Below are 25,692 nucleotides of genomic sequence, written 5' to 3' on the forward strand. Positions count from 1 at the left end.
CATGGCCAATCGATCCGTTTCTGTCGAAATACGCGGCCTGTCAAAATCTTTCGGACGCACCAAGGCGCTCGATGGATTGAACCTGACTGTCTCCCCCGGCGACGTCACCGGCTTCCTCGGACCCAACGGCGCGGGGAAGTCCACCACGATCCGGGTACTGCTGGGCCTGCTGCGCGCCGACAGCGGCACCGTACGGCTCCTGGGCGGCGACCCGTGGCGCGACGCGGTCGCCCTGCACCGCCGGATCGCCTATGTTCCCGGCGATGTCACGTTGTGGCCCAACCTGACCGGTATGCAGGCCATCGACTTCTTGTGCCGGCTGCGCGGCAACGGCGTCGACACCCGGCGCCGCGACGAGTTGATCGAACGGTTCGAACTGGACCCGCACAAGTTGGCGCGCACCTACTCCAAGGGCAACCGGCAGAAGGTCGCCATCGTCGCGGCGTTCAGCTGTCATTCTGAGCTCTACATCCTCGACGAACCCACCTCCGGGCTGGACCCGTTGATGGAGAAGGCATTTCAGCGATGCGTGGCCGAGGTCGCCGGCCAGGGCGCCGCGGTCCTGTTGTCCAGCCACATCCTCGCCGAGGTGGAAAAGCTCTGCGACAACGTCACGATCATCCGGTCGGGACGCACGGTGCGCTCCGGAACCCTGGAAGAGCTGCGACATCTGATGCGCACCAAGGTGATCGCACGCACCCGGTCCGACGGCCGGGCACTGCGAAACACACCCTACGTTCACGACTTCACCAGCCGGGACGGCGCCGTGAGCTTCTCGGTGGACCGCAACGACATCGAGTTCGCCTTGGATCACCTCACCGATCTCGGCATCGAAGACCTCACTGTCACACCGGCGTCACTGGAGGACATGTTCCTGCGCGAGTACCAGGGGGTGGCCCGGTGACGACGACCGCGCCGGCCAGGGCTTCGCGCCCGGCGCCAACGGCGACGTCACCCTTCACCGGTACCGCAGTGCTGTTGCGGCTGGCGCTGCGCCGGGACCGGGTGCGGCTCAGCGTGTGGCTGGCAGTGCTGACGCTGATGATGGTGTACGCCCCCAACGCCATTCAATTGGCCTATCCGGGCGAAGAACAGAGACTCGCCCGTGTCAACCTGCTCAAGACGCCGGCCGGGATGATGCTCGGCGGCCCCATGTTCGGCGTCAACGAGACCGACCTCGGCGTGATGATGGCCAACGAGCTGACGCTCACGCTGACCATCGCAACCTCGATCCTGGCCATTCTCACGGTGATTCGTCATACCCGCGCCGAAGAGGAGAACGGCACCGCCGAGTTGGTGCTCTCCTCTGTGGTGGGTCGGTACGCCCGGACCGCCGCGGCCCTCATCCTGGTCGGCGGCCTCAACGCCGTGCTGGCCCTCACCATGACCCTGGCGATGGCCTCCACCGGCTTCGGCATCCTCGACACCGCGGCCATGTGCCTGGGCATCACCGGGGTGGCCATGGTGTTCGGTGCGGTCGCCGCCGTGACCGCACAACTCTGGCGGCAGGCCCGGACCGCGTCGGGTGCGGCGATGGCGGTGCTGGCGCTGGCCGCGCTGGTGCGTGGGGCCGGCGACGTCATCGACAACTCGGGCAGTGCCCTGAGCTGGTTCTCCCCGATCGCCTGGGCGCAGCAGATGCGACCCTTCGTCGACCTGCGCTGGTGGCCGTTCGGCTTGTTGGTGGTCCTGACGGTCGCGCTGATGGCAGTGGCCGCGGTGCTGGAGCGTCGTCGTCAATACGACGCAGGCACCATCGCATCCTCCGGGGAGAAGCCTGACGCGCCCACGATCACCGGCCCGCTGCGCCTGCACGTCGCGCTGCAGCGGGGCCAGACGATCGGTTGGGCGACAGGACTGTTCGTGGCCGGGCTGGTCTTCGGCTCGATGACCAAAGCCCTGCTGGATGCGGCCGAGACCAACGAGTTGATCGCCCGGTTGCTCTCCACCACCGGCAATGACGGCATCTACACCACCATGACGCAGTTCCTGGCCGCGGCGGCCTGCGCGTACGTCGCCTCGGCGGTGCTGCGGGTGTACACCGACGAGCAGAACGGGCTGGGCGAGCCGGTGCTGGCCGGTGCGGTGTCGCGGTGGCGCTGGCTGTTGGGCGCGGTCTGCTGCGCAGTGGCGGGAGCCGCGATCCTGATGTTCTGCGCGGGGCTGGGCAACGGCCTGGGCGCGGGGCTGACGCTGGGCGAGCCCGGCACGATCATCCGCCTCACCCTGGCCGCGCTGGCCTATCTGCCCGCGCTCGCCGTGGTGGGCTCGATCGCCGCGCTGGCCGTGGCACTACGTGCGCCGTGGATCGCGTGGCTGGCAGTCACGTTCGTGATCACCACGTTGTATCTCGGCGCGCTGTTGCGCCTGCCGCGCTGGCTGCTCGACCTGTCCCCGGTGGGCCAGACCACCGTACCCAGCAGTTTCCCGGCGACTGCGTTGGTCGTAATGATCGTCGCCGCAACGGTTTTGGCGGCGGTTGCGGGCTGGATCTATCGCAACCGCGACGCGGCGTGAACTCGAACAGGAGGCAACTGATGAAACTCGCACTTCAGACAATCGCTTCAGGCGTGTTCGGCCTGGCACTCTTCGCCGTCACGCTGTTCTGGCCGGCCGGCACGTTCGACTATTGGCAGGCTTGGGTTTTCATCGCCGTGTTCATGGCGACCACCATCGTCCCGAGCTTCTACCTCGCGGTCAAAGACCCCGCGGCCCTGCAACGACGTCTGAAGGGCGGCCCCACCGCGGAAACGCGGATCGTGCAGAAGATCGTCATCTGGGCGATCACGGTGTCGGCCTTCGCAGCATTCGTCCTCAGTGCCCTCGACCACCGGTTCGGCTGGTCGAGCGTGCCGACCGCGGTGGTCGTCCTCGGCAACGTCGTGGTGGCGGTCGGACTGGTCCTCGCACAGGCTGTGGTCTTCCAGAACAGCTTCGCCGGCGCCAGCATCCGGGTGGAGGACCAACAGCCGCTCGTGTCGACGGGTCTCTACGGTCTGGTCCGTCATCCGATGTACTTCGGCGCGGTGGTGATGATGTTCGGCACCCCGTTGGCGCTGGGTTCCTACTGGGCCCTGCTCGTGTCCATCGCCTCGGTACCGATTTTCGGGGTGCGGATCGCCGACGAGGAGAAGATGCTGCGCACCGAACTCGACGGCTACGACGAGTACGTCCAGAAGGTCCACTACCGGCTTTTGCCCTACGTCTGGTGAGAGCGCTGACATGAAGGTCGGCCTACAGGCAGCGGCGTCCGTCGTCGTCGGGTTCGCGGTCTTCGGGATCCTCGTCTTCGCGCCCGCCGGCACGTTCGACTACTGGCAGGGTTCCGCCAACGTCAAGGTGGAGGCCGGCCAGGCGGTGGTGTCCACCGGCCTGTACGGGCTCGTCCGCCACCCGATGTACTTCGGCAACGTGGTCATGCTGGTCGGGTTGCCGCCGGCTCTCGGCTCCTACTGGGCGCTGCTGTTCATCGTCCCGGGACTGGTCGTGCTGAGCGTGCGCATCCTCGACGAGGAGAAGTTGCTGCGCGCCGAGTTGGATGGCTACGACGCGTACACGCGCAAGGTCCGCTACCGGCTGCGCCGCGTAGCTGTTCTGGATGACCACGAGCATCGCGATACCGAGTCCGATCGCCACCAGCACGTTTCCGAGGACAGAGACGATCACGGGTACGGACGACCACCCGTGCCGATGATCGAGCGCGCTCGCCGCGATCATGACCGCGATCAACAGGAACGCCAAAGTGCTCGCCAACTTCTGCACCGGCCGTGTCTCGGCGGTCAGTCCCGCCTGCATTCGGCGTCGCAGAGCCGCCGGATCGTGGCGGGCGAGGTAGATGCTCGGCAAGGTGGAGACGGTCGCGAACACGGCGATAAACACCCTGCCCCACATCTGGTGATCGCCGAAGACGGCCCACAGCGGATAACGGCGAACTGCCCGGGCCCGGACCGAGTTCGCCGCATACTGCATTGATGGAACTGTTGACCGGCTTTGGCCTGGCCACCGCGGCGGGGCTCAACGCCTACATCCCGTTGCTGGCCCTGGGCATGCTGTCACGCTTCACCCATCTGGTGTCCTTGCCGCCGGGGTGGTCCTGGCTGGAGAACGGCTGGGTGATGGCGATCGTGGCGGTGCTGCTGATCGTCGAGGTCGTCGCCGACAAGATCCCCGCGCTCGACTCCGTGAACGACACCATTCAGACCTTCGTCCGCCCCACCGCGGGCGGCATCGTGTTCGGGTCGGGTACCGCGTCGCAGACCGCCGCCGTCGCCGACCCGGGGGCTTTCGCCCAATCGGGTCAATGGATTCCGGTGGCCATCGGCGCGATCACCGCGCTCGCCGTGTCGTTGACCAAATCGACGGTCAGACCGGCCGCCAACGTCGCCACGGCCGGGGTCGCCGCACCCGTGCTGTCCACCGTCGAGGACGTGACGAGCGTGGGGTTGGTCTTCGCCGCGATCCTGCTGCCCGTCCTGGTGCTCGTGGCGCTGCTCGCCCTGATCTGGGGAGCCTTCCGGTTGTGGCGGTGGCGCAGACGCCGGGGCGAAGCCAAGGTCGGCGTCAACGCGCGCACCAAGGCTTTACCGCGCCGGTCGGCGGTGGACCTGTGGGAGTGAATCAGGGCTGAGGACCTCTCAGATCCACACGCCCTTGCCGACGGCGACCACACCGCCCGCGCTGATGGCGAACCGTTCGCGGTCCTTGTCCAGGTCGACGCCCACCATCTCGCCCGGCCCCACCACGACGTTCTTGTCCAGGATCGCGTGGCGCACCACCGCTCCCCGGCCGATCCTCACCCCCGGCATCAGCACACTGCCCTCCACGATGGCGCCGTCGTCGATCGCCACATTTGAAGACAACACCGAATTGCGAACCGACGCAGCCGAAATGATGCTTCCGGCTCCGACCACCGACTCCTGTGCCGAGCCCCCGTTGACGAACTTGGCCGGCGCCAGGTTCTCCGACTCACCGCGGATCGGCCAGCGTTTGTTGTAGAGGTTGAACACCGGGTGCACCGACACCAGATCCATGTGTGCGTCGTAGAACGCGTCAAGGGTTCCGACATCGCGCCAGTACCCGTGGTCGCGTTCGGTGGCCCCCGGCACCTCGTTGTTGTTGAAGTCGTAGACCGCCGCCATCCCGTCGGACACCAGCCGGGGAATGATGTCGCCGCCCATGTCGTGATCGGAGTGGTCGTCGTCGGCGTCGGCGCGGATCGCGTCGATGAGCACCTTGGTGGTGAAGATGTAGTTGCCCATCGACACGAAGGTCTGTTCGGGGTCGTCGGGAGTACCCGGCGGATCGGCAGGCTTCTCGATGAATTCCCTGATGCGCCCGGAATCGTCGGCGTCGATGCAGCCGAACGCACTCGCCTCCGCGCGGGGCACCCGGATCCCGGCGACGGTCGCCCCGGCGCCACTGTCGATGTGGAACCGCAGCATCTGCTCAGGGTCCATCCGGTACACGTGGTCGGCGCCGAAGATGATGATGTAGTCCGGGTCTTCGTCGTAGATCAGATTGAGCGACTGGTAGATCGCATCCGCCGAGCCGGTGTACCAGCGCGGTCCGAGCCGCTGCTGGGCCGGCACCGGGGTGATGTACTCACCGGCCAGACCCGAGAGCCGCCAGTTCTGGCTGATGTGACGGTCAAGCGAATGCGACTTGTATTGCGTCAGAACGCAGATCCGTAGGTATCGGGCATTCACCAGGTTCGACAACACGAAGTCGATCAGCCGGTAGGCACCGCCGAAGGGAACTGCCGGCTTGGCCCGATCAGCGGTCAACGGATACAGCCGTTTGCCCTCTCCCCCGGCCAGAACGATGCCCAGCACATGTGGCAACTCCCTCATGGGTCCAAACCTATCCGCCAACCAGCAGCGCGGCCAGCCAATGGCAACAAGAGTGTCCGGGCGTGTGGCTGTACCCACCACGACGCACTACCGTCTCGGATATGCGGGTGGCCATGATGACTCGGGAATATCCACCCGAGGTGTACGGCGGTGCCGGTGTGCACGTCACCGAACTCGTCGCGCAGTTGCGGCAGTTGTGCGACGTCGACGTGCATTGCATGGGAGCCCAGCGGGACGGGGCCTTCGTGGCGCAGCCCGATCCAGCGCTGCGCGGCGCCAACGCGGCGCTGTCGACACTGTCCGCGGACCTCAACATGGTCAACGCCGCCAGCACACCGGACCGCCCGGCCACGGTGGTGCACTCACACACCTGGTACGCCGGGATGGCCGGGCATCTGACCGGGCTGCTCTACGGCATCCCTCATGTGCTGACCGCGCATTCGCTGGAGCCTCTACGCCCATGGAAGGCCGAGCAACTGGGCGGGGGCTACCGCGTGTCCTCATGGGTGGAACGCACCGCGATCGAAGCCGCCGACGCGGTGATCGCGGTGAGCTCCGGCATGCGCGACGATGTGCTGCACACCTATCCCGCGCTCGACCCCAGCCGGGTGCACGTGGTGCGCAACGGGATCGACACCGACGTCTGGTACCCGGCGCCACCCGCCGCCCACGACTCGGTTCTGGCCGAACTCGGTGTCGATATGAGCCGCCCGATCGTGGCGTTCGTCGGGCGCATCACCCGCCAGAAGGGGGTGGCTCACCTGGTGGCCGCGGCCCACCGGTTCAGCCCCGAGGTGCAGCTGGTGCTGTGTGCCGGTGCGCCCGACACACCCGAGATCGCGGCGGAGGTATCCTCGGCCGTGGCGGAGCTGGCCCGGGCGCGCACCGGCGTGTTCTGGGTGCGGGAGATGCTGCCGATCAACAAGATCCGCGAAATACTCTCCGCTGCAACAGTTTTCGTTTGCCCGTCGGTTTACGAGCCGTTGGGCATCGTGAACCTCGAAGCGATGGCGTGTTCGACACCGGTGGTCGCCTCCGACGTCGGCGGTATCCCCGAGGTCGTCGCCGACCGGCAGACCGGCCTTCTCGTGCACTACGACGCGACCGACCCGCGCTTCTTCGAGATGCGCCTGGCCGACGCGGTCAACGCATTGGTGGCCGAGCCGGAAACCGCCAGGGAGTACGGCGAGGCCGGACGCCGCCGGTGCATCGCAGAATTCTCCTGGGCCCACATCGCCGAGCAGACCCTGGAGATATACCGCAAGGTGTCCGCCTGAGCGGACACCTTGCGAAGTCGATCAGCTGGTGACGGCCTTGAGTTCGTCGCCCAGCGCAGCGGCCTCGTCGGGAGTCAGTTCGACAACGAGGCGCCCACCGCCTTCCAGCGGTACTCGCATTACGATCCCTCGCCCCTCTTTGGTTGCTTCAAGTGGACCGTCACCAGTCCGGGGCTTCATCGCCGCCATCGAGTGCTCCCTCCAACTTCGCCGACCCGTGTCAGCGGGCCAGGTTGGGGCCGAAGCCGCCCACTCGTTGGCGGCACCCGGCGTTGAACTGCTACTGAACTAGCCCTATTGTTCCTTATCCGCGGCGATGCTTGTGCAAAGACCCTTCGGATACCGACTGATGTCACTTTTGTCCGGTCACCGGAACCCAGCAGGACGCGACGTGATCGTCGACCATCCCGGTGGCCTGCATCAACGCATATGCCGTGGTGGGGCCGACGAATTTGAACCCCCGGCGTTTGAGTTCCTTTGCCATGGCGGTCGATTCCGGGGTCACCGCGGGCACTTGGGCCAGGTCAGCGGGCCGCGGGCGGCCCGGCGGGGCGAACGACCACAGCAGCTCACTCAAATCGACGTCGAGGTCGATGACCGCCCTGGCGTTGGCGATGGTGGCGACGATCTTCGCCCGGTTGCGCACGATCCCGGCGTCGGCCATCAACCGCTCGACGTCGTCGTCGGTGTACTTCGCCACCGTGCCCGCGTCGAATCCGTCGAACGCGGCCCGGAAGTTCTCCCGCTTACGCAGGATGGTCAGCCAGCTCAGTCCGCTCTGGAAGGCCTCCAGGCTGATCCGCTCGAACAGCGCAGCGGAATCACGCAGCGGCCGGCCCCACTCGGTGTCGTGATAGTCGCGGTACAGGGGGTCGCCGGATTGCACGGCCCAGCCGCAGCGGATGCGGCCGTCGGGGGCGCCGACAATCCGGCCAGCGTCGGGGGTCATGGCTCCTCCGAGGTGCGGACCTCGCCCGCCGTGGCCGACACTTCTTCGCCGTCGTCCTCGTCCTCGTCGAAGTCGTCGGGCACGCCGTAGGCGGCGCGCACGGCAGCGAGTTCTCCGCGCACCGCGTCCAGCTCGCGGCCGAGCCGGTCCAGAACCCAGTCCACCTCGCTGGTCTTGTATCCGCGGATGACCTGGGCGAACTTGACGGCATCCACATCCGCCCCGGTGACGCCCGAGGCAGGCAGGACCGTGGCAGTCGTGCCCCGCGGCAAGGGCGGCAGCGTCTCACCCCGGCCAAAGATGACGCTGCCGAGACCGAACAGCACCGTGGCCACCAGAACCAGCACCACCAGGTACAGCAGTATCAGTGTCACGCCCTCGATACTGCCTCACGCATGTGACACCTGGCGCGGGGCACTCACACGCCGAATGTGCACACAGATCGCGTTCGCGGCGATTTTCGCGATCTGAGTGCACCGTCGACGGGCAAGGCTCCGCTCAGCGCGGACGCAGGGTGACCATGGGCGGGCGGTCGGCCAGGGACACCGACGACACCCGCGGGGTGAAGTCGTCGCCGTCGGCGTAGAACTGCGTCAGCCCCACCCCCGAATCGGCGATCCCGCAGCGCGACAGCAGGGTCGCGATGACCTGCCGGCTCATCGAGGCGAGTTCGGTCAGCGGCCGGTTGCGGTGGGCCCGTACCCCGAGGTTCACCTGGGCGATGGCGTCGAGTCCGAGCCGGTCGTAGGTGTCGACCAGCAGGCCGATCTCCACGCCGTAACCGGGCGCGAAGGGTACCGAGGTCAGCAGCTCGCGCGTGCCCGCGTACTCGCCGCCCAGCGGCTGCAGCACACAGTTCAGCTCCGGGCGCAGCGAGGCCAGCAGCGGGCGCGCCACCAGCTCGGTGACCCGGCCACCGCCGTTGGCGTCCTCGCTGCCGCTGACCTTGAGCGGGCGCCGGTAAAACGCCTTGACCAGATGCACGCCATCCGCGGTGAGCAGCGGCCCCAGCAATTTGGGGACGAACATCGGATCGGGGTCGATCAGGTCGGAGTCGATGAAGGCGATGATGTCGCCGGTGGTCGCGGCCAGCGACCGCCACAACACCTCACCCTTGCCCGGCTGCGGCGCGACCTCCGGCAGGGCGACTTCCCGGCTGATCACCCGGGCGCCGGCGGCGACCGCACGGATCTCGGTGTCGTCGGTGGAGCCCGAATCGAGCACGATCAGCTCGTCCACCAACCCGCCGAGCAGCGGGGTGATGGTCTCGACGACGGAAGCGACGGTTTCTTCCTCGTTCAGCGCGGGCAGCACCACCGAGACCGTGCGACCCGCCTTCGCGGCCTCCAGCTCGGCGATGGTCCAGCTCGGCCGGTTCCAGCTGTGGTCGGTCAGCCAGCGGTGGCCCACCACGCCGTCGGTAACACGCAGATCAGGTGCTGTAGTCATGCGCGATCCGCCTTCGGCTCCTCGCTGAAAGTCATGCCAGTCCCCTCACTGTTCGTGCGGGTGCCCGCACTCCCTGGATCGACGCGACCATCTCCAGTACGCGCCGAGTGGGCCCGACTTCGTGTACCCGGAACATGGCCGCTCCATCCGCGGCGGCGAGTGCCGTCGCGGCCAGGGTGCCCTCCAGGCGTTCGGTCAGGTCCACACCGAGAGTCTCCCCGACAAAATCCTTGTTGCTCAGCGCCATCAGGACTGGCCATCCGGTCTTAACAAGATCTTTTACGTGGCGCAACAAACTAAGACCGTGATGAGTGTTTTTACCGAAATCATGGGTTGGGTCGATCAGGATCCGATCACGCGGCACACCCGTTGCTACGGCCCGCTCGGCGGCGGCGGTCACCTCGGCGATCACGTCGTCGACGACGCCGCGTTCGGTGATTCCGTAGTTCACCCGGAACGGCCGAGTGCGTGGCACCGCGCCGCCGGTGTGTGAGCACACCAGCCCAGCGCCGAATTCGGCGGCCACCTCGGGCAGCCCCGGGTCCGCGCCGGCCCAGGTGTCGTTGATCAGATCCGCTCCGGCCGCACACGCCTGCTTGGCCACCGCGGCGCGCCAGGTGTCGACGCTGATCAGCTGATCGGGATAGGTGTTGCGCAGCCATTCGATGAACGGAACGACGCGGGCGATCTCCTCTTCCGAGTCGACCACGCCGCCAGGGCCTGCCTTGACCCCACCCACGTCGATGACGTCGGCACCCTCTTCGATCACCCGCGCCGCGGCGGCTTTGGCCGCATCGTCGGTGAAGGTGGCCCCGCGGTCATAGAACGAGTCCGGCGTCCGGTTGACGATCGCCATGATCAGCGCACGGTCATCCGCGACCGGGCGACCCAGGAAGCGTCCACTGAACGTCGACAACACGCCTCCATAGTGCCTGGTGCGGCATCCGCCCCGGTTTTCCACCTCTGGGTCGCGGCCCGACGGGTTCAGCAGCCCTGAGATAGGAACCGGCAGTCCTGCTACTTGGGCCGTTTCCCGGCCGTCACTTCCTCGGGGTACTCGGGGTAGAACGGCACGTAGCCTTCCTCCCGGCCGGCCAGCACGTACAGCGGATCGTCGATGTCCGATCCATAGCCCTGCTTGCGCAGGTCGACCTTCTGGCTCTTGAAGGTCGAGGTGTGGGCCAGCTCGGTGACGACACGGACGAACAACGGCACGGCGTAGGCCGGCAGGTGATCGTAGAACGCTTCGGCGATCGCCTTTCCGTCGAATTCCTTGCCGTCCTTGAGCTGGATGGCTGCCATGCCGGCGCGGCCACCCGCACCGGGCACCTCGACGCCGAACACCGTGCATTCCTCGATCAGCGGGTTGCCCGCCACGGCGGCCTCCACCTCGGTGGTGGCCACGTTCTCGCCCTTCCACCGGAAGGTGTCGCCGAGGCGGTCGGCGAACGCGGCGTGGCCCAGCCCCTGCGACCGCATCAAGTCGCCGGTGTTGAACCAGACGTCACCTTCCTTGAAGGCGTTGCGCACCAGCTTCTTCTCGCTTGCCGACGGATCGGTGTAGCCGTCGAACGGCTGCAGCGCACTGATCTTCGACAGCATCAGCCCCGGCTCCCCGCGTTTGACCTTGCGCAGCCGGCCGTCGGCGCCGCGGGCCGGTTCGCCGCTCTCGGCGTCGTATTCGACGAAGGCGACCGGGCTCGGGCAGATGCCGGTGGATTTCGAGACGTTGAAAACGTTGACGAAGGCGGTGTTGCCCTCGCTGGCCGCGTAGAACTCGCAGACGCGAGGGATGCCGAACCGCTGGGTGAACTCGTCCCAGATGGCCGGACGCAGTCCGTTGCCGACGATCACGCGGACCTTGTGTGCGCGGTCGGTCGGCTTGGGCGGCTGGTTGAGCAGATAGCCGCAGATCTCGCCGATGTAGACGAACGCGGTCGCGCCGTAGTCGATGACCTCGTCCCAGAATCGGGAGGCCGAGAACGACTTGCCAAGGGCCAGTGCGGCACCCGAGTTCAGTGCCGAACCGACCGAGACCGTCAGGGCGTTGTTGTGATAGAGCGGCAGGCAGCAGTACAGGGTGTCATCGCTGTGCAGTCGCAGCCCCAGACCGCCGAAGCCGGCCAGTGCCCGCAGCCAGCGGTAGTGCGTCATGACGCTGGCCTTGGGCATGCCGGTGGTGCCCGAGGTGAAGATGTAGAAGGCCTTGTCCTTGGCCAGGACGGCCGACGTGCTGGCCGGGTTGGTGGTGGGCGCGGTGGTGGCCAACCGGCGCAGTTCCTCCACGGTGATCAAGCCGTTGGCCTCGGCCCCGCATTCGGTGACGTGCTCGACCAGATCGGCCTCGGCCACCACTGCGGCCGCGTCGAGCAGGCCGAAGCTGTGGGCGAGCACCTTGCCGCGCTGGTGGTAGTTGAGCATGCCTGCGACGGCGCCGCACTTGACGATCGCGAGCATCAGCAGCACCGCGTCGGGCGAGTTGCGCAGCATCACCCCGACCACGTCGCCGTGGCCGACGCCTTTGGCGGCCAGCACCGCGGCGTAGCGATTGACCGTCTCGTTGGCTTCGCGGTAGGTGATGCGCTCATCGGCGAACTTGAGGAACACCCGGTCGGCGTACTGGTCGGCCCGCTCCTGGAACACCTTGCCGATCGACGTCTTGGCCGTCGGCCGGGCCATCATTCCGGTGAGTACACCCCTTGCGATGACCGGCGCATCCATCAGCAGACCGGGTACCTGGCTGGCGAGGTCGAGTAAGCCGACGCTGCTCCTGGTGCCCGATTTCTGGTCGGTCATGCGGTCTCCCCCTGCACGTTGTTATGGGTCTCGAGATGGCTCTCGTGTGGCCAACACCATAACCGCGCTGGTAACCGCCGTTACCGCCGGTTCTAGGTAAGTGGCGCGCACACGTCGAGTGCTGCGGCGACCTCGTCGACGACGATCAACCGGTCCAGCGCCTCGCTGGTCACGTAGCCGGAGTCCACCAGCCCGCGCAGCCAGGTCAATAATCCGTCGTAATGGCCGAACGGGTCTAGCAGCACGACGGGCTTCTCGTGCATCCCCAGATAACCCGCCGTCCACGCCTCGAAGAACTCTTCCAGCGTGCCGATGCCACCGGGCAGCGCGATGAACGCGTCGGAGCGGTCCTCCATCTCCTTCTTGCGTTCCCGCATGGTGTCGGTGACCACGAGTTCTTCGGCGTCGACGTCGGCGAGTTCACGGTGCACGAGTGCCTTGGGGATCACGCCGACCGTGCGGCCGTTGGACGAGCGCGCGGCGCGGGCCACCGCGCCCATGGCCGACACGTTGCCGCCGCCGGAGACCAACGTCCACCCGCGCTTGGCGATCGCCACCCCGACCTCGCTGGCCAATGCCAGCAGCTCGGGATGGGTGGGACCTGAAGCGCAATAGACACACACCGCAAACTCGCGGTCAGTTTCACCGGACACGTACACAACGTAGAGGGTGCTGGTGAACCGCCGATGTCGGGAGGGCGATGGACGAGATGCGGTCGGAGCAGGGAGACTGAGCTGAACGCGGAGGGCGAATCTGGTGAGTGACGACGTCGATCAACCGGCACGGTTGAGCCGCGACTTCATCCTGGACACCGCGATCGAGCTGATCGATCGCGAGGGTCTGACGAAATTGACCATGCGGCGGCTGGGCACGGCCTGCGGTGTCGAGGCGATGGCGCTCTACCGGTATGTACACAGCCGCGGCGATCTGCTGACCGGAGTCGTCAACCACATCGTGGACCGCCTCCACGCCGATCAGCTGGCCGCGCGCCGGCAGGAGGACGGTTGGCAGGACTTCCTGGTTCGGCTCGGTCACGGCGTGCGTCAGATCGCCATCGAACATCCCGAGGTGTTCCCGCTCGTGGCCACGGAGGCGCCTGAAGCCCCCTGGGTACGGCCGCCGTTGCGCAGCATGCGCTGGATGGAGACGTTCCTGGAGACGCTGATCTCGTATGGGTTCAGCGATGAGGCGGCCGTCGCCGCATACCGGGCGTACACCACCTTCCTGGTGGGCCAGTTGTTGCTGGAGGTGTCGGCGCGGGGCGTGGCGCTCAGCCCCGGCGAGGCGGTGCTCGACGACGAGCCGCGCGCCGATACGTCGCTGGCCGATTATCCGAACCTGCGGCGGTTGCAGCCGATGCTTGCCGAGGACCACAGCGTGGACGAGTTCGAAGACGCGTTGGAAGCCTTGCTCGACCGCATCGAAGGCTGGCTCAACTGGCGGTCGCCAACATCATGATCAATTCCTGTTTACAACGTAAACGGACCTCGCTATGCTCGGTTTCACCGTGGAAACGCACCATGATCACCAGCTGCGCTGGACGGCTCGAACCACAACCGAAGCCCTCGTCATCCAGGTCTTCGGTCAGGTAGACGCGCACAACGAATCCGACTGGCAGCACATGCTCCGCGAGTGTGCGGCCACCGCTCCCGAACGCTCGCTGTTCATCGTGGACTGCGCAGAAATGGACTTCATGAGCTGCGGTGCGCTGGTCGCGTCGGCCAAGCAGACCGCGGACAGCCGACAGCTCGGGGTCACGATGCGGCTCGTCATCCGCCAGCCGAGCATCATGCGGATCATCACCAAATGCGGCATGGAGGACTCGGTGTCGGCGTACCCGGACCTCGATTCGGCGTTGGAAGGCCACCGCCCGCCATAGGATTCGGTTGATGGCTGTCGACTGGGTGATCGCACCGTGTGACCGCGTGCTCGACGGCCTCGAGGCCGGCCTGCAGGAACGCCGGGGCGCGGCCCTTCTCGGCCCTGACGGCGTGGGCAAGACGTCCGTGGCCCGCACCGCGGCCGAACATCTCGCAAGGGACTTCCGTCGGGTCGTGTGGATCACCGGCACCGAATCGGCTGCGGCAGTTCCGTTCGCGGCGGTGGCACATCTGATCGACATTCCCGCGGCAGGCAAGACTGCTGATGTACTGCGCGCCGCGCGCGAGGCGCTCGGGTCCGATCTGTTGCTCGTCGTCGACGACGCCCATCTGCTGGACCGGTTGTCGGCGGCCATGGTGTACCAACTCGCGGTGAGTGGCGCGGCCAAACTCATCGTCACCGCATCCGCGGCCGAGGCTCCCGATGACGTCGCGGCGTTGTGGGATGACGGCCTGGTCAATCGTGTCGAAATGTCACCGCCCGGGCATGACGATGCCCGGCTGGCCGATCAGGTGGCCACGTTCCTGGCCGACCTGCCCGACGGCGCGGTCGCCGTACTGCGGCAGTTGGCGGTGCACGACCCGCTGCCGCTGGCCGATCTGATCGCGATGACGAGCACCGGGGCAGTGCAGGAGGCGCAACAGTGCGGCGTGGTACGCGTCGACGAGGCAGTGGCACGGTGCGTGCATCCGCTGTTTCTCAGCACGATGCGGGCCACGCTCGGTGGGCCCGGCCTGCGGCGCCTGCGCAGCAAGCTGGTCGAGCAGCTGTCCGCCGCACCACGTCCCGGCGTGGTGGACCGGCTACGGGTGGCGGTCCTGGCCCTCGACAGCGATGTCGACCTGCCCGCCGACGAGGTCGCCGGCGCCGCCGCCGAGGCGCTCCGATTGGGCGACCTGGAATTGAGTGAGCGTCTCGCGCGGGCCGCGACCGCCGCCGGCCGCGGATCCGATTCGGAATTCAAGGGGCTGCTCACCCTGGCGTATGCGTTGGCCTGGCAGGGCCGAGGCCGTGAGGCCGACGCCGTCCTGGGCCAGATCGACCCGGCCGGCCTGTCCGAGGACCAGCTGATGGCGTGGGCTCTGCCGCAGGCGGCCAATCAGTTCTGGATGCTCTCGGAACCCGAACGCGCCACGGCATTCCTGCGCGCCACCCGCCGCCGGGTGTCGACGCCGGCGGCGCAGAGCACGCTCGACGCACTCGCGGCCACTTTCGCGATGAATGCCGGTACGCCGCAACGAGCTCTGGGCCTGGCTCTGGAGGTGCTGGCCTCCCCTGCCGCGGACGACACCGCGCTCGGCTGGGCCGGGTCGACGGCGGCGCTGAGTTACGCGCGGACCGGCCAGTTCGATCAGGTGGACGCGATGGCGCAGCGCGCACTGGCGGCGGGCCATCCCGGCCTGCTGCGGTTCACCAGCGGATTCGGCCAGACCACGGCGCTGGTGATGACCGGCCGATTGGACCGGGCACAGGAGATGGCCAAGAGCATCTCCGATTTCGCCCAACTGCTGCAGCCCGGGCGCGCCATCGGCGAGGTTCTGATGGCTGACGTATTGCTGGTCCGCGGCGAGCTCGATCAGGCGATTGCCTTGTTGCGCAAGGCAACCACCGCCTTGGCCCCGACCGGGTATTCCTGGGGACCACTGGCCTGGATGTTGTCGGCCCAGGCCCTCGGTCAACGCGGAATGCCGGTCGAGGCCGGAAAAGCACTGTCCCGTGCGGAATCCCGACATGGTCTCAAGTCGATGCTCTTCGCGCCCGAGCTGGCGCTGGCCCGTGCCTGGACGTGCTTCGCCCGCAACGATTCCGTGAGTGCGGTGACCGCCGCCCGGGACGCCGCCAAGACCGCCGAGCGCGGCGGCCAATCCGCGGTGATGCTGCGGGCATTGCACGACGGCGTCCGGCTGGGCGATACCCGCGCCGTCGATGCGCTGGCCAGGGTGAACCTGGATTGCGTGTTCGGGCAGCTGACGCTGGACCACGCGCGCGCGTTGACGGCCGGGGACGGTGCGGCGTTGCGCGACATCTCGACTCGGTATGAGGCTGTCGGAATGTCGGCGGCTGCCCGCGACGCAGCCCGGCAGGCTTCCGCGTAACCGAACGTAGAATGCGCGCTAGACCGCACGATCTCCAGGAGGCTCGATGAACCAGTTCATCGCCGACACCGGCGCGTTGAACGGCTGGCAAGGGATTGTCGACGGGGTCAGCGGAGACGTCAGCAGCTTCAAGGATTCGTTCGCCGGCCCGTCGGACCTGGCTTCCAGCCACGGCGCCATCGGTTTCCCGATGCAGAACGCGTTCGACGGCGCATCGTCGTCCCGGGCCGGCGCACTGGGTGCCACGCAGGTCGCCGCGGGCAGGATGGCCGAACTGCTCGGCCAGGCCTCCCAGGCCTATCAGCACGGCGATGTCGCTGCCGGCGACCGCCTCAGAGCCCAGGCCGACGCGCTCGAGGGCGCGGGTTCACCGGCATCGGCAAGCGGCGGGTCAGATCCGGTGAGTTCGGCGAGTGGGGGCGCGGGCCAGATGGTCGGTCAGTTCAGCCAGCTGGCCGGGCAGATGGCGCAGTCCATCACCCAGCCGCTTCAAGGCCTCACCCAGGCCATGACGCAGGTACCCCAGCAGGTCATGCAGGGTGTACAGGGCATCGTCGAATCCGCCACCCAGGCGGCCGGAGGCGGTGGCGACGCTGCCGCCATGGCGGCAGACGCGAGTGGTGCGGGCGCCGAGAACGCCGTCAAGGCTGCCGACCACCAGGGCCCCGGTGACGGGCCCGGGGACGGCCCGGCGGATCAGCGCGACGACCGACACGACGACCGACACGAGGGCCGGGACGACGAGAAGGACGGCCGCACCTCCGCCGGGGCGGCAGCAGAGGACAGCTACAACGTCGGCATGCTGCCCACGCAGATCCACAACATCAACCCGCGGCGGCAGTAGCGCTCACGTCGCCGTCCTCCAGTCGCAGCCAGCGATCGATGCCGATCGCCTCCAGGAACCGTTGGTCGTGGCTGACCACGACGAAGGCCCCGCGGTAGGCATTCAGCGCCGACTCCAGTTGCCCCACACTGACCAGGTCGAGGTTGTTGGTCGGCTCATCCAGGAGCAGCAGCTGCGGCGCGGGTTCGGCGTAGAGCACGCACGCCAGCGTCGCCCGCAACCGCTCTCCGCCCGACAAGGCCGCCACGGGCAAGTGGATGCGGTCACCACGAAACAGGAACTGCGCCAACAGATGCATGCGCCGGGTGTGTGACAGGCTGGGCGCGGCGGCGGCCAGACTCTCGGCCACCGTGCGGTCCTCGTCCAGCAGGTCCAAGCGTTGCGACAGCGACGCGATACGTCCGTCGACCCGTTGCACGATCCCGGTGTCAGGATGGAGCGTGCCGTCGATGATCCGCAGCAGTGTCGACTTGCCCGCCCCGTTCGGTCCGGTCAGGGCGATCCGCTCCGGACCGCGGATGGAAAGGGCGATCCCGTTGTCGGCGAACAGCTTCCGTCCCCCGCGACTGATCTGCAAGGCTTCCCCGGTGAACACCGTGCGCCCGGCGGGCAGCACGGTGTCGGGCAGATCCAATGCGATCACCTTGTCGTCACGCAACGCTCGTTCGGCTTCGTCGAGCCGGGTCCGCGCGTCATCGACCCGCCGCGCGTGCACGTCGTCGGCCTTGGCCGCCGATTCCTGCGCATCGCGTTTGAGCTTGCCCGCCACGATCTTCGGCAGACCCGCGTCCTTGACATTGCGGGCCGCGTTCGACGAACGGCGGGCGGCCCGCTCTCGTGCCTCCTGCATCTGCCGCTTCTCCCGCTTGAGCTGTTGTTCGGCATTGCGGATATTGCCCTCGGCCACCGCCTGGGCGGCCTCGACGGTTTCCTGGTAGGCGGTGAAATTGCCGCCGTAGAAGACGATTTCGCCTCGGTAGAGTTCGGCGATCTGATCCATCCGGTCCAGCAGCACCCGGTCGTGACTGACCACCAGCAGGCAGCCGGTGTAGCTGTCCAGCGCGTCGTACAGGCGATGCCGAGCCCCGTTGTCCAGATTGTTGGTGGGCTCGTCGAGCAGCAGAACGGCGGGCCGCTTGAGCAGTTGGGCGGCCAACCCGAGGGACACCACTTCCCCGCCGGACAATGTCCCCAGCCGCCGGTCCAGGGCCAGGCCGTCGAGGCCGAGCCGGTCGAGCTGGGCACGGGACCGTTCCTCGATGTCCCAGTCGTCGCCGATGGCGGTGAACACCTCGTCGCGGGCATCACCGTCGGCGAGCGCCGCGAGCGCGTCGAGCACCGGTGCCACACCCAGTACGGCCGCCACGGTGAGATCGGCTGTGAACGGCAGGTTTTGGGGCAGGTAGCCGACAGGTCCGTCGACCGTGACCGAGCCTGCCGACGGCTGGTACTCGCCGGCGATCAGCTTGAGCAGCGTGCTCTTGCCGGCGCCGTTGGGGGCGACCAGGCCCGTGCGGCCGGGGCCGACGGAGAACGACAGGTCCGAGAACAGCTCGACGTCATCGGGCCAGGAGAACGACAAATGGGAACAGACAATAGACATGCTGATACTCCAAAGGTGATGCGGGCACCAGGCACCGCATTGCCAGACAGGAACGATTCGACTCTCGGGATCACCCGGAGATGTCGTCTCCCAGCATGTTTTCGGCCCACCTCGGTTGACAGCAGATGCGTTACCCATAGTACGCACGGATGCAACCGATTTGCGGTTCAGAACGTCCCGCGCAGCCGATCCAGTTGTCGCCGTTCACGTTTGGTGGGCCGGCCGGCGCCGCGATCACGGACCCCGGCCACCGCAACCGTCTCCTTCGGCGGCGGTGGCGGGCTACGGTCGATCAGGCACTCCGACGCGATGGCGGCACCGACCCTCTTGGCGATCGGGCGGATCACCTCCACGATGCGCTCGCGTCCGTCCAGCCGAACTCGGACCTCGTCGCCGGGGCTGACGTGTTGCGCCGGTTTGGCAGGGACGTCGTTGACCCGAACATGGCCACCGCGGCATGCCGCAGCCGCAGCCGAGCGGGTCTTGGTGATGCGCACGGCCCAGATCCAGCTGTCGACGCGGACGCTGCTCATGTCAGATAGCGCCTCAGCATGTCGGTGACGGAGGTGATCTGGGCGATCTCGACGCGCTCGTCGACCTTGTGGGCGAGGTTGGGGTCGCCCGGCCCGTAGTTGACGGCCGGGATTCCGAGCGCGGCGAACCGGGACACGTCCGTCCAGCCGTACTTGGCGCGGACCTGTCCGCCCGCGGCGGCGACCAGGGCGGCCGCGGCCGGTTTGGCCAGGCCCGGCAGGGCACCTGCGGCGGCGTCGGTCAATTCGATGTCGACGTCGAGCCCGTCGAGCACCTCGTGCACGTGCGCGAGCGCCTGTTCGACGCTGCGGTCGGGGGCGAACCTGAAGTTGACGGTCACCGATGCGGCGTCGGGGATGACGTTGCCCGCGATCCCCCCGTCGACACGTACCGCCGACAGCCCTTCCCGATACACGCAGCCATCGATGTCGACATTGCGCGGCTGATACGCGGTGAGCCGGTCGAGCACAGCGCCCAGTTTGTGAATGGCGTTGTCGCCCAGCCAGGACCGCGCCGAGTGCGCCCGGGTGCCGGTGGCGCCGACGACAACGCGGATGGTGCCCTGGCAGCCCGCCTCGATGAAGCCCCCGGAAGGTTCGCCGAGGATCGCGACGTCGGCTTGCAGCCAGTCGGGCAGCTCACGCTCGATGCGGCCCAGCCCGTTGGCACTGGACTCGATCTCCTCGCAGTCGTACATCACCAGGGTGATGTCGTGGCTCGGGTCGGCGATGGTGGCGGCCACGTGCAGGAACACCGCGTCACCGGACTTCATGTCCGAGGTGCCGCAGCCCCACAGCTCGCCGTTGGCGACGTGGCTGGGCAGGTTGTCGGCGGCGGGCACGGTGTCGATGTGTCCGGCCAGCATCACCCGCGAGGCACGACCCAGATGAGTGCGGGCCAGCACTGCGTCGCCGTTGCGGATGACCTCGAAGTGCGGGGCCTGCGCACGCAGAGCGGCTTCGATCTGATCGGCGATGAGCTGTTCGTGGCGTGACTCGCTGGGGATGTCCACCAGGGCAGCGGTCAGCGCGATCGGATCGGCAGTCAGGTCTAGCCCCATAGCCTCCGAGGCTAGTCCAGTAACCTAGGCCAACGTGACTGCAGCATCTGGCGTCGGCCTGGCCACCATCACCGCCGACGGGACCGTCCTGGACACCTGGTTTCCCGCCCCTGAGCTGAGCGCCTCCGGCGAGGCCGGCACGGTGAAGCTGACGGGCGACGACGTGCCCGCCGAGTTCGCGGGCCTGACCGGACCCGATGCCGACCGCGGCGTCGAGGTGGTGGCGGTGCGCACCACGATCGCGTCGATCGCTGACAAGCCCGCCGACACGCATGACGTCTGGCTGCGGCTGCACCTGCTCTCGCACCGGCTGACCAAGCCGCACGAGGCCAACCTCGACGGCATCTTCGGCCTGCTGACCAATGTGGTGTGGACGAACTTCGGACCCTGCGCGGTCGACGGTTTCGAGACGGTGCGCGCGCGGTTGCGGCGGCGCGGCGCGGTGACCGTCTACGGCGTCGACAAGTTCCCGCGGATGGTCGACTACGTGCTGCCGTCCGGCGTGCGCATCGCCGACGCCGACCGGGTCCGCCTGGGCGCGCACCTGGCCTCGGGCACCACCGTCATGCACGAGGGGTTCGTGAACTTCAACGCAGGCACGCTGGGCACCTCGATGGTGGAGGGCCGGATCTCGGCCGGTGTCGTGGTGGACGACGGCTCGGACGTCGGTGGCGGCGCGTCGATCATGGGCACGCTGTCCGGCGGCGGCAAAGAGGTGATCTCGGTCGGCAAGCGCTGTCTGCTGGGCGCCAACGCCGGCCTCGGCATCTCGCTCGGCGACGACTGCGTGATCGAGGCCGGGCTGTATGTCACCGGCGGCACCAAGGTGACCACAGCAGACGGTCAGACCACCAAGGCCGTGGAGCTGTCAGGCGCCAACAACTTGCTGTTCCGCCGCAACTCGCTCTCGGGCGCGGTCGAGGTCGTCAAGCGTGACGGCACCGGCATCACGCTCAACGAGGCGTTGCACGCCAACTAGCTTTTCTGAGCAGCCGAACGTCGGCTTGTGTGTCACAATTCGCGAAAATCTGACGCACAAGCCAACACTCGGCTTTCGGCGCGGCTCAGGTGCAGGGGATGCCGTGCGGGCCGCCGATCCAGTGGCCCGGCGGGGAGTTCCCCGGGCACCACTTCTTGATCTGCCCGGGCGGGACGTTGGGGACCGGGTTCCAATCAACCCAGCCCGGCCCCGGAATCCAAGGAATATTCGGGCCCCAACCGGGGTCCGCCTGCGCCGTCGCCGTACCGAGTCCGAGGGATCCGGCACCCAGCGCACCGGCGATGACTGCTGTTCCTGCGATCTTCTTGATATTCACGTGTGGCCTCCAAGCATCGGCAGGTTGACGTGCACTTTCTGACCCCTATATCGCCCAAGGTACGCCGTTCGTTAACGCGCCTGGCAGGGCCGGGTGTCTCCGGGCTCCTCCGCGGCAAGCACGCAGAACTCGTTGCCCTCCGGGTCGGCCAGCACCACCCAGGTTTCGTCGCCCTGGCCGACGTCGACGTGCCGAGCGCCCAAGCTGATCAGCCGGTCCACCTCGGCCTGCTGATCGTCGGGGGTGAAGTCCGGATGCACCCGATTCTTGACCACTTTGCCCTCGGGCACGGGGGCGAACAACCAGGTGGGGCCGGTGCCGGACGGCGGGGTGAGGATCACGTCGCCGTCGGAGTCGGTGTGTGCCGGCCAGCCGAGCGCTTTCGACCACCATGCCCCCAGAGTCTCGGGATCATGTGCGTCGATGCAGAGCTCGGAGAACCTCAGCCCCATTGCGCCAGTTCCTTTTTCATCACCTTGCCCATGGCGTTGCGGGGCAGGCTGTCCACCAACCGCACTTCCCGAGGCCGTTTGTGCGCTGAGAGTTGTTGGGCGACAAAGTCGATCAGCGCTTCGGGGTCGGTATTGCCGACGACGAAGGCGACGATGCGTTGTCCGAGATCGTCGTCGGGCATCCCCACCACGGCCACCTCGTCGACGCCGTCATGCCCCAGCAGCGCGGCCTCGATCTCTCCCGCACCGATGCGGTATCCGCCGGACTTGATCAGGTCCACCGATTCGCGCCCGACGATGCGGTGCATGCCGTCGGCATCGATGACTGCGACGTCGCCGGTGCGGTACCAGCCGTCGGAATCGAAGGCGTCGGCCGTGGCGTCGGGCCGGTTGAGGTAGCCGCCGAACACCATGGGTCCCTTGATCTGCAGCTGTCCGATGGTTTCTCCATCGTGGGGCACCGGGGCGCCGGCCTCGTCGACCAGCCGGGTCTGCACTCCGGCCAGCGGCAGCCCGACCCAGCCGGGCCTGCGCTCGCCGTCGACGCGGGTGCTCAGCGTGATCAGCGATTCCGTGCTGCCGTAGCGCTCCACCGGGGCGTGCCCGGTCAGCCGCACCAGCTCGTCGAACACCGGCACCGGCAGCGGCGCGCTGCCGGAGACCAGCAGCCGTGCCGTGGACAGCGCCAGTGCCGAGTCGAGATCTTTGACCACCCGCGACCACACCGTCGGCACCCCGAAGTACAGCGTGCCCTGCGCCTGCGCGTACGCGGCCGGCGTCGGTTTCCCGGTGTGTATGAAGCGGTTTCCGATCCGCAGCGAGCCGAGCAGGCCCAGCACCAGTCCGTGCACGTGGAACAACGGCAGCCCGTGCACCAGGGTGTCGGACGCGGTCCACTGCCACGCCTCGGCCAGCGCGTCGATGTCGTCGGCGATGGCCTTTCGGCTGATCGGCACGCCCTTGGGCGCTCCCGTGGTCCCGGAGGTGTACATGATGATCGCGGTCGCATCCGGTCGTGGCTCGGGATAGCGGTGCCAGGACCGGGCGTGCACCCGCACCGGGATGTGCGGCAACCCGTCGGTCTCCTCGGGCAGCTCCCCCAGCCAGGCCTGGGCGCCCGAGTCGGTGAGGATGTGCCGACGCTCCGCCGCTCCGACATCGGCGGGGATCGGGACCACCGGCACACCGGCGATCAGGCATCCGATGATGGCGAGGACCGTCGTCGGGGTCGGCGTCGCCAGCACGGCGACCCGCCGCGCCACCGCCACCCGCTCGGCCACCGAGGTGGCGGCGCCGACGAGATCACTGCGGCTGAGCACCGCACCATCGATGGAGACGGCGTCGGGCAGGTCGGCGCCGGCGGCGACGGCCGCGGGGTTCAGGGAGGCCAGCAACACTCTTGTGAGGCTACCGGCGTGCCGCCTGACGATCCCACGCACTCGACAGGATGCGTCGTTGGCGCGAGGCTGGTGCCATGGGCACAGCTGGGCGCGACCGCGACGACTCCGGGCGGCCGCGCAGCACCCGCCCCCGCGACGCCTTGGGCCGGCCGCTGCCCTACGGCAGCGAGGGCATCGCCCGGATTCCCGATGACCTGGAGCTCCCGCCCCACGAAACTCTGGCCTACGCCCAGGATCTGCTCGATCGGGGACAGGCGTTTCACGCTCACGAGGTTCTCGAAGCGGCGTGGAAGAACGGCCCCGAGCATGAACGTGGGCTGTGGCAGGGTTTGGCACAGTTGGCGGTGGGCATCACGCATGTGCAGCGCGGCAACGGAATCGGCGCTGCTGCGCTGCTGAGGCGCGCGTCGGCGCGGCTTTCGCTCGTCGACCGACCTCCGCCGTACGACGTCGACGTCGCCGCCCTGGTCGCATTCGCCGACTCCCTCGCCGATGAGGTCGAACAGGGCGATGTCGAAGCAGAGCGGCTACACCTCCGCCTGCGCACGGATCGATAGGAGGAGCATGGGCACGATCCGACAGACCGCGACGCGCGAGGTGTACCGGAACAACTGGCTGACGCTGCGCGAGGACGACATCGTGCGGCCCGACGGCAGCACGGGCGTCTACGCCGTGGTGGACAAGCCGACGTATGCCCTGGTGATTCCCTACGATCCCGATCGGGATCGGTTCCACCTCGTCGAACAGTTCCGCTACCCACTGGGAATCCGGCGCTGGGAGTTCCCTCAGGGCACCGCACCCGAACAGCAACACCTGGATCCGACCGCCCTGGCACACCGCGAGCTTCGCGAGGAGACGGGCCTGCGCGCGGAGCGCATGCAACGGCTCGGACAGCTCGACGTCGCTGCCGGGATGAGCAGCCAGCGCGGCTGGGTCTTCGTCGCGACCGGACTCACCGAAGGCGAGCACGAACGCGAGCACGAGGAACAGGACATGCACAGCGCGTGGTTCTCCCGCGCGGAACTGGACGGAATGATCCGCGACGGTGAGATCACCGACGCGCAGAGCCTGGCGGCATTGACGTTGCTGATGTTGCACAGCAGGAGAATTCACCGTTGACATCAACTTAGGTTCAGGTTCTAGCGTCGACCGCGTGAGCCAGCCAGAGGTGATAGTCGACCACGTTGTCCTTCGAGACGGGTTCGTCCCGTTGATCGACATCAGCAGCGCCCGAAACGGAGACAGGCGTCGACGTCAGGCGGTGGCCGACGCCATCGGCCGGTGCTGCGAGAGCAGCGGCTTTCTCCTGCTGGCCGGCCACGGCGTGCCCGGTGCGGTGATCGAGGACGTGAACCGTGCGGTGCGCGAGTTCTTCTCTCTGCCGCAGGCCGCCAAAGAACTGATCGGGGCAAATCCCGCTGATCCACTGGCCCGCGGATTCAGCTGCGCGGGCAAGCTCGCGGCCACCAACGACGGAGCCGATCGGGCGGCCGAGCACGAATCACCTGACCACGTCGAGAAATTCGTCTACATCCCGCTGGGCAACCCGGAGGGCTACGACGGCAACGGGTGGACCGACGAACGCATGTCCGTCGCCGAACGCTGGCCAGAGGTGCCGGGATTCCGCACGGCCTACCAACGCTACTACGACGAGATGGCCGCGCTTGCCGGCGAACTGTCGCGGCTGTTCGCGTTGGCTCTGGGGCTGCGCGAAGACTGGTTCGACACCCTGACCGACCGGCACAACTCCAACCTGATGGCCAACCACTACCCGGCTGACAACCAGCCGGCAGGCCATATCCGGCTCAGCCAACACAGCGACTGGGGTAACCTCACCATCCTCCTGCAGGACGAATCCCAGAGCGGGCTACAGGTTCTCAACGATCGCGGTGAGTGGCTTGATGTGCCGGTGGTTCCGGGCTCGTTCGTCATCAACATCGGCGACCTGCTGGCCCGCTGGACCAACGACCGGTGGGTCAGCACGGTGCACCGCGTGGTGAGCACCGGAGCCCCCACCGCGGAGCGGTTCAGCCTGCCGTTCTTCCACCAGCCCAATTTCGACGCCGTGATCGAGTGCATTCCCACGTGCGCCACAGCGGACAACCCGCCGCGGTATGAGCCGGTGGTGTCGGGCCCGTACTTGCTCGACAAGTTCACGGTCGCCTACGGCCTGAGCCGCCACTGAG

The 25,692-nt window shown here is 67.6% G+C and carries 27 protein-coding genes and 1 pseudogene; 14 read left to right on the plus strand and 14 right to left on the minus strand.

The features are described from left to right. The first annotated feature begins 1 nt into the window (after position 1). The 5 genes and pseudogenes from QQ25_RS23425 to QQ25_RS23450 all read left to right on the plus strand — a co-directional run bounded on the left by QQ25_RS23425 (position 2) and on the right by QQ25_RS23450 (position 4,616). Positions 2-904: an ABC transporter ATP-binding protein gene (locus QQ25_RS23425; RefSeq protein WP_039323635.1), complete on the plus strand. Its 903-nt coding sequence runs from the start codon at positions 2-4 to the stop codon at positions 902-904. Beyond that, positions 901-2,517, plus strand: a complete 1,617-nt coding sequence (locus QQ25_RS23430) for an ABC transporter permease (RefSeq protein WP_039381364.1) — start codon at positions 901-903, stop codon at positions 2,515-2,517. Before QQ25_RS23425 ends, QQ25_RS23430 begins: the two co-directional genes overlap by 4 nt. A 20-nt stretch (positions 2,518-2,537) precedes the next feature. Beyond that, the gene (locus QQ25_RS23435) at positions 2,538-3,212 is read left to right on the plus strand and encodes a methyltransferase family protein (protein WP_039381366.1); all 675 of its coding nucleotides are present in this window, start codon (positions 2,538-2,540) and stop codon (positions 3,210-3,212) included. A 112-nt stretch (positions 3,213-3,324) separates the two neighbouring features. Then, positions 3,325-3,579 (plus strand): annotated as a pseudogene (locus tag QQ25_RS23440) (methyltransferase family protein); the annotation flags it as partial. 392 nt (positions 3,580-3,971) lie between these two features. Then, a complete protein-coding gene (locus tag QQ25_RS23450; RefSeq protein ID WP_039323644.1) occupies positions 3,972-4,616 on the plus strand; it encodes a DUF4126 domain-containing protein in 645 nt (214 codons plus the stop codon). A gap of 18 nt (positions 4,617-4,634) precedes the next feature. On the opposite strand, the gene glgC is transcribed toward QQ25_RS23450, so the two are convergent. Further along, positions 4,635-5,849: a glucose-1-phosphate adenylyltransferase gene (gene glgC / locus QQ25_RS23455; protein ID WP_039323646.1), complete on the minus strand. Its 1,215-nt coding sequence runs from the start codon at positions 5,847-5,849 to the stop codon at positions 4,635-4,637. A gap of 101 nt (positions 5,850-5,950) precedes the next feature. Between glgC and glgA the strand changes: the two genes are divergently transcribed. Next, positions 5,951-7,126: a glycogen synthase gene (gene glgA, locus QQ25_RS23460; RefSeq protein ID WP_039323648.1), complete on the plus strand. Its 1,176-nt coding sequence runs from the start codon at positions 5,951-5,953 to the stop codon at positions 7,124-7,126. A 21-nt stretch (positions 7,127-7,147) separates the two neighbouring features. Here the strand turns inward: glgA and QQ25_RS30255 are convergent, their stop codons facing one another. The 7 genes from QQ25_RS30255 to QQ25_RS23490 form a co-directional block, all read right to left on the minus strand. Next, entirely contained in the window at positions 7,148-7,315 is a 168-nt protein-coding gene (locus QQ25_RS30255) for a DUF3117 domain-containing protein (protein ID WP_003885506.1), read from the minus strand. Positions 7,316-7,478: 163 nt separating this feature from the next. After that, a complete protein-coding gene (locus QQ25_RS23465; protein WP_052236012.1) occupies positions 7,479-8,075 on the minus strand; it encodes a DNA-3-methyladenine glycosylase I in 597 nt (198 codons plus the stop codon). Continuing rightward, positions 8,072-8,449, minus strand: a complete 378-nt coding sequence (locus QQ25_RS23470) for a DivIVA domain-containing protein (RefSeq protein WP_039323650.1) — start codon at positions 8,447-8,449, stop codon at positions 8,072-8,074. The genes QQ25_RS23465 and QQ25_RS23470 overlap by 4 nt, the downstream gene beginning before the upstream one ends. Positions 8,450-8,573: 124 nt before the next feature. Beyond that, complete coding sequence (locus tag QQ25_RS23475; protein WP_198530866.1) at positions 8,574-9,485, minus strand: glucosyl-3-phosphoglycerate synthase; 912 nt, start codon at positions 9,483-9,485, stop codon at positions 8,574-8,576. Positions 9,486-9,555: 70 nt separating this feature from the next. Further along, positions 9,556-10,380, minus strand: coding sequence for a dihydropteroate synthase (gene folP / locus QQ25_RS23480; RefSeq protein ID WP_052236054.1), 825 nt, complete (start codon positions 10,378-10,380; stop codon positions 9,556-9,558). Between the two features lie 161 nt (positions 10,381-10,541). Then, positions 10,542-12,320 carry a long-chain-acyl-CoA synthetase FadD6 gene (fadD6, locus tag QQ25_RS23485; RefSeq protein ID WP_039381368.1) on the minus strand — a complete coding sequence of 593 codons (1,779 nt, stop codon included), beginning with the start codon at positions 12,318-12,320 and terminating at the stop codon, positions 10,542-10,544. Positions 12,321-12,412: 92 nt separating this feature from the next. After that, a complete protein-coding gene (locus tag QQ25_RS23490; RefSeq protein ID WP_039324451.1) occupies positions 12,413-12,973 on the minus strand; it encodes a cytokinin riboside 5'-monophosphate phosphoribohydrolase in 561 nt (186 codons plus the stop codon). A gap of 103 nt (positions 12,974-13,076) precedes the next feature. On the opposite strand from QQ25_RS23490, the gene QQ25_RS23495 reads away from it, so the two are divergent. From QQ25_RS23495 to QQ25_RS23510, 4 genes are read left to right on the plus strand one after another with little or no spacing between them, the layout of a single operon-like run. Continuing rightward, a complete protein-coding gene (locus tag QQ25_RS23495; RefSeq protein ID WP_039323657.1) occupies positions 13,077-13,778 on the plus strand; it encodes a TetR/AcrR family transcriptional regulator in 702 nt (233 codons plus the stop codon). A 34-nt stretch (positions 13,779-13,812) separates the two neighbouring features. After that, positions 13,813-14,199, plus strand: coding sequence for an STAS domain-containing protein (locus QQ25_RS23500; protein WP_039323660.1), 387 nt, complete (start codon positions 13,813-13,815; stop codon positions 14,197-14,199). A 10-nt stretch (positions 14,200-14,209) separates the two neighbouring features. Beyond that, positions 14,210-16,297 (plus strand): ATP-binding protein, encoded by a 2,088-nt coding sequence (locus QQ25_RS23505; protein ID WP_039323662.1) that lies wholly within the window; start codon positions 14,210-14,212, stop codon positions 16,295-16,297. Between the two features lie 46 nt (positions 16,298-16,343). Then, positions 16,344-17,141 (plus strand): type VII secretion target, encoded by a 798-nt coding sequence (locus QQ25_RS23510; protein ID WP_039381370.1) that lies wholly within the window; start codon positions 16,344-16,346, stop codon positions 17,139-17,141. On the opposite strand, the gene QQ25_RS23515 is transcribed toward QQ25_RS23510, so the two are convergent. From QQ25_RS23515 to dapE, 3 genes are all read right to left on the minus strand, one after another. Continuing rightward, positions 17,122-18,744: an ABC-F family ATP-binding cassette domain-containing protein gene (locus QQ25_RS23515; RefSeq protein WP_039381371.1), complete on the minus strand. Its 1,623-nt coding sequence runs from the start codon at positions 18,742-18,744 to the stop codon at positions 17,122-17,124. The genes QQ25_RS23510 and QQ25_RS23515 overlap by 20 nt on opposite strands. 167 nt (positions 18,745-18,911) lie before the next feature. Then, positions 18,912-19,277, minus strand: a complete 366-nt coding sequence (locus QQ25_RS23520) for an Hsp15 family ribosome-associated heat shock protein (RefSeq protein ID WP_039323674.1) — start codon at positions 19,275-19,277, stop codon at positions 18,912-18,914. After that, positions 19,274-20,338 (minus strand): succinyl-diaminopimelate desuccinylase, encoded by a 1,065-nt coding sequence (gene dapE / locus QQ25_RS23525; protein ID WP_039381372.1) that lies wholly within the window; start codon positions 20,336-20,338, stop codon positions 19,274-19,276. The genes QQ25_RS23520 and dapE overlap by 4 nt, the downstream gene beginning before the upstream one ends. A gap of 34 nt (positions 20,339-20,372) precedes the next feature. On the opposite strand from dapE, the gene dapD reads away from it, so the two are divergent. Continuing rightward, a complete protein-coding gene (gene dapD / locus QQ25_RS23530) occupies positions 20,373-21,317 on the plus strand; it encodes a 2,3,4,5-tetrahydropyridine-2,6-dicarboxylate N-succinyltransferase (RefSeq protein WP_039381373.1) in 945 nt (314 codons plus the stop codon). A gap of 85 nt (positions 21,318-21,402) precedes the next feature. On the opposite strand, the gene QQ25_RS30260 is transcribed toward dapD, so the two are convergent. From QQ25_RS30260 to QQ25_RS23540, 3 genes are all read right to left on the minus strand, one after another. Beyond that, entirely contained in the window at positions 21,403-21,654 is a 252-nt protein-coding gene (locus QQ25_RS30260) for a hypothetical protein (protein ID WP_082017656.1), read from the minus strand. A gap of 71 nt (positions 21,655-21,725) precedes the next feature. Next, entirely contained in the window at positions 21,726-22,106 is a 381-nt protein-coding gene (locus tag QQ25_RS23535; protein WP_039323691.1) for a VOC family protein, read from the minus strand. Then, positions 22,097-23,503, minus strand: a complete 1,407-nt coding sequence (locus tag QQ25_RS23540; RefSeq protein ID WP_039323693.1) for an acyl-CoA synthetase — start codon at positions 23,501-23,503, stop codon at positions 22,097-22,099. Before QQ25_RS23540 ends, QQ25_RS23535 begins: the two co-directional genes overlap by 10 nt. Before the next feature lie 77 nt (positions 23,504-23,580). Between QQ25_RS23540 and QQ25_RS23545 the strand changes: the two genes are divergently transcribed. From QQ25_RS23545 to QQ25_RS23555, 3 genes are read left to right on the plus strand one after another with little or no spacing between them, the layout of a single operon-like run. Beyond that, positions 23,581-24,063 carry a DUF309 domain-containing protein gene (locus QQ25_RS23545; protein WP_039381375.1) on the plus strand — a complete coding sequence of 161 codons (483 nt, stop codon included), beginning with the start codon at positions 23,581-23,583 and terminating at the stop codon, positions 24,061-24,063. Between the two features lie 7 nt (positions 24,064-24,070). Then, on the plus strand, positions 24,071-24,625 hold the full coding sequence (locus QQ25_RS23550) for an NUDIX domain-containing protein (protein WP_039381377.1): 555 nt from the start codon (positions 24,071-24,073) through the stop codon (positions 24,623-24,625). Between the two features lie 34 nt (positions 24,626-24,659). Continuing rightward, on the plus strand, positions 24,660-25,691 hold the full coding sequence (locus QQ25_RS23555) for an isopenicillin N synthase family dioxygenase (protein ID WP_052236013.1): 1,032 nt from the start codon (positions 24,660-24,662) through the stop codon (positions 25,689-25,691). Position 25,692 lies beyond the last annotated feature (1 nt).

Source organism: Mycolicibacterium setense (assembly GCF_000805385.1).
Taxonomy (GTDB): Bacteria; Actinomycetota; Actinomycetes; order Mycobacteriales; family Mycobacteriaceae; genus Mycobacterium; species Mycobacterium setense.

What these genes read in the sequence shown, in the direction of transcription:
- QQ25_RS23425 (WP_039323635.1), top strand. Translation starts at nt 2, where the DNA reads ATGGCCAATCGATCCGTTTCTGTCGAAATACGCGGCCTGTCAAAATCT.
- QQ25_RS23435 (WP_039381366.1), top strand. Translation starts at nt 2,538, where the DNA reads ATGAAACTCGCACTTCAGACAATCGCTTCAGGCGTGTTCGGCCTGGCA.
- QQ25_RS23450 (WP_039323644.1), top strand. Translation starts at nt 3,972, where the DNA reads ATGGAACTGTTGACCGGCTTTGGCCTGGCCACCGCGGCGGGGCTCAAC.
- glgC (WP_039323646.1), bottom strand. Translation starts at nt 5,849, where the DNA reads ATGAGGGAGTTGCCACATGTGCTGGGCATCGTTCTGGCCGGGGGAGAG.
- glgA (WP_039323648.1), top strand. Translation starts at nt 5,951, where the DNA reads ATGCGGGTGGCCATGATGACTCGGGAATATCCACCCGAGGTGTACGGC.
- QQ25_RS30255 (WP_003885506.1), bottom strand. Translation starts at nt 7,315, where the DNA reads ATGGCGGCGATGAAGCCCCGGACTGGTGACGGTCCACTTGAAGCAACC.
- QQ25_RS23465 (WP_052236012.1), bottom strand. Translation starts at nt 8,075, where the DNA reads ATGACCCCCGACGCTGGCCGGATTGTCGGCGCCCCCGACGGCCGCATC.
- folP (WP_052236054.1), bottom strand. Translation starts at nt 10,380, where the DNA reads ATGGCGATCGTCAACCGGACGCCGGACTCGTTCTATGACCGCGGGGCC.
- fadD6 (WP_039381368.1), bottom strand. Translation starts at nt 12,320, where the DNA reads ATGACCGACCAGAAATCGGGCACCAGGAGCAGCGTCGGCTTACTCGAC.
- QQ25_RS23500 (WP_039323660.1), top strand. Translation starts at nt 13,813, where the DNA reads ATGCTCGGTTTCACCGTGGAAACGCACCATGATCACCAGCTGCGCTGG.
- QQ25_RS23505 (WP_039323662.1), top strand. Translation starts at nt 14,210, where the DNA reads ATGGCTGTCGACTGGGTGATCGCACCGTGTGACCGCGTGCTCGACGGC.
- QQ25_RS23510 (WP_039381370.1), top strand. Translation starts at nt 16,344, where the DNA reads ATGAACCAGTTCATCGCCGACACCGGCGCGTTGAACGGCTGGCAAGGG.
- QQ25_RS23515 (WP_039381371.1), bottom strand. Translation starts at nt 18,744, where the DNA reads ATGTCTATTGTCTGTTCCCATTTGTCGTTCTCCTGGCCCGATGACGTC.
- QQ25_RS23520 (WP_039323674.1), bottom strand. Translation starts at nt 19,277, where the DNA reads ATGAGCAGCGTCCGCGTCGACAGCTGGATCTGGGCCGTGCGCATCACC.
- dapE (WP_039381372.1), bottom strand. Translation starts at nt 20,338, where the DNA reads ATGGGGCTAGACCTGACTGCCGATCCGATCGCGCTGACCGCTGCCCTG.
- QQ25_RS23535 (WP_039323691.1), bottom strand. Translation starts at nt 22,106, where the DNA reads ATGGGGCTGAGGTTCTCCGAGCTCTGCATCGACGCACATGATCCCGAG.
- QQ25_RS23545 (WP_039381375.1), top strand. Translation starts at nt 23,581, where the DNA reads ATGGGCACAGCTGGGCGCGACCGCGACGACTCCGGGCGGCCGCGCAGC.
- QQ25_RS23550 (WP_039381377.1), top strand. Translation starts at nt 24,071, where the DNA reads ATGGGCACGATCCGACAGACCGCGACGCGCGAGGTGTACCGGAACAAC.